Source organism: Streptomyces sp. UNOC14_S4 (genome assembly GCF_020740835.1).
Taxonomy (GTDB): domain Bacteria; phylum Actinomycetota; class Actinomycetes; order Streptomycetales; family Streptomycetaceae; genus Streptomyces.
The window spans coordinates 1-1,883 of the sequence record NZ_JAINFC010000851.1; the positions used below are offsets into that span (position 1 = coordinate 1).

The window sequence follows — 1,883 nt, forward strand, 5'->3', positions numbered from 1 at the left end:
GCAGGGGGTTGGGCATGACGGCCGCGTTGGGCAGCCGTCTGCGGCGGAACTCGGCGGCGTCCGGCTCGCTGAGGAACAGGGACTTCTCCAGCGCCGGGTAGTGCCGGAGGATCAGCTGGAGGTTCTCCGTGGCGCGGGCCTGGTGGAAGGACTCGTGGTACTGCCCGATGGCCTTGAGGTGCGGTCGTTCGACCTCGTCGAGCCAGGCCGCCGCCCAGGGCGAGCCGATGACGACGAACCCGTCCCGGACCCGTGCGAAGCGTTCCGCGAGCCGTGCGCGGGCCTTGTCGCGCTCCCGGCGGGCGGCGCGGGCGGCCCGCAGCCGGGCCGGGCTCAGCCGCTCCGCGACGGACACGGCCTGCGGGTACGGCGCGGCGGGCGAGCGGTAGAGGGTGAGATGGCGGTAGGCCGGGTCGGCGGTGTGGACGTGGGATTCGGCGCTGGGCCGGATGCCGACGAGCTCCACCCGGTGGCCGCGCTCGGCGAAGCCCTGGGCGAGGGTGTGGAGGACCCGTTGCGAGCCGCCCATGGAGTCAACGTCGATACCGACGAGGAAGAGATCGCGCGGTGTCATCGGGCTCCTCCTTCCGTCGCCGTCTCGGCGTCGGCCCGGCCGTCCTTCCCGGCGCTCCCGGGGTCCGCGGCCCGCGCACCGCTCTTCTCGGCGCTTCCACGGCCGGCGCCCCCGTCGTCCTCCGCTCCCCCTTCGAAGAACAGCTTCACCACGTCGGCGCTCGACCGCCCGCTCTCGTAAGGGTTGAAGCGCACCCGGAATCGCTCGTACGCCTCCGCCCACTCCTCCCGCACCGCGTCGAGGTCCGTGAGCGCGGCGGCCAAGGCGTCCACCGTGTCCGACACGGGGCCGGGGGCGATCTCCGCCAGGTCGTAGTAGGTGCCGCGTGCCAGGGAGCGGTAGTCGGTGAAGTCGTCGGCGTAGAAGAGGACGGGCCGCCCCAGGTTCACGTAGTCGAACATCAGGGAGGAGTAGTCCGTGAGCAGCGCGTCGGAGGCGAGCATCAGGTCGTTCACGTCGGTGACCTCCCTGCCGTCGCGCACCGCGTGGCCCAGTTCGCGGGGCACGGTGTACCGCTCGTAGTAGTGCGGGCGGACGACGATCGTCCATTCCTCGTGGGTGCGCCGGACGAGAGCGGCCAGGTCGACGCGGACGGACTCGCCGCTGCCGCGCGCGCCGTCGCGGAAGGTGGGCGCGTAGAGCAGCACCTTGCGGCCGTCGGGGAGCTGGAGCCGTTCGCGGGTGGCCGCGGCGCGGGCACGCTGCTCGGGTTCGTCCCCGCGCACGAGCGGGTCGTTGCGGGGCAGGCCGGTGCGGAGCAGTTCGCCGGAGTAGTCGTTGGCGCGGACGAAGGTGCGCTCGAACTCCTCGCTCGGCGCGATGAGGGCGTCCCAACGGGCCACCGTCTCGCGGTGCTGCCGTCGCCGTTCCGCACCGGCCAGCCGCAGCTCCGGGGTGTCGAAGCCCATGTGCTTGAACGCCTGTCCGTGCCAGGTCTGGAGATAGCGCGTGCCGGGCCGTTTGCCGTAGAGCGCGGGGAAGCCGTGCGAGTCGACCCAGTAGCGGGCGCGGGCGAGCGCCTTGACGTACTCCCAGCTGCCGCGCCGGACCAGAGTGGTGCCCTCGGGGAAGGAGGCGGTACTGCCGGAGTACGACCAGACGGCGCGCAGCGGGAGCCCCCGGTGGAGGAGTTCCTCGTGGATGTGGCGGGGGCTGTCGGCGTAGCCGCGGCCTTCCAGGGATTCGAGGACGACCAGGTCGTCCTCGGCGGGCAGCCGCAGCAGCTCGTGGTAGGCGAGCGTCTTGCCACGGGGGCCGGTGACGCGGCGGGTGAGCGCGTGGAGTGTCTCTTATCCACCTTTCCGAGCCC

Annotated in this window: 2 protein-coding genes and 1 pseudogene; 1 reads left to right on the top strand and 2 read right to left on the bottom strand. The window is 72.5% G+C overall.

Annotated features, from left to right (window positions below):
- Positions 1 to 574: pseudogene (locus K6I34_RS36440) on the bottom strand (glycosyltransferase family 4 protein); the annotation flags it as partial.
- On the bottom strand, positions 571 to 1,788 hold the full coding sequence (locus tag K6I34_RS36445) for a CDP-glycerol glycerophosphotransferase family protein (protein WP_308294109.1): 1,218 nt from the start codon (positions 1,786 to 1,788) through the stop codon (positions 571 to 573). The gene K6I34_RS36445 and the pseudogene K6I34_RS36440, both read right to left, overlap by 4 nt.
- Between K6I34_RS36445 and K6I34_RS36450 the strand changes: the two genes are divergently transcribed.
- A partial coding sequence (locus K6I34_RS36450; protein WP_229332311.1) for a hypothetical protein occupies positions 1,696 to 1,883 on the top strand: 188 nt, incomplete at its 3' end. The two genes, K6I34_RS36445 and K6I34_RS36450, sit on opposite strands and share 93 nt — an antisense overlap.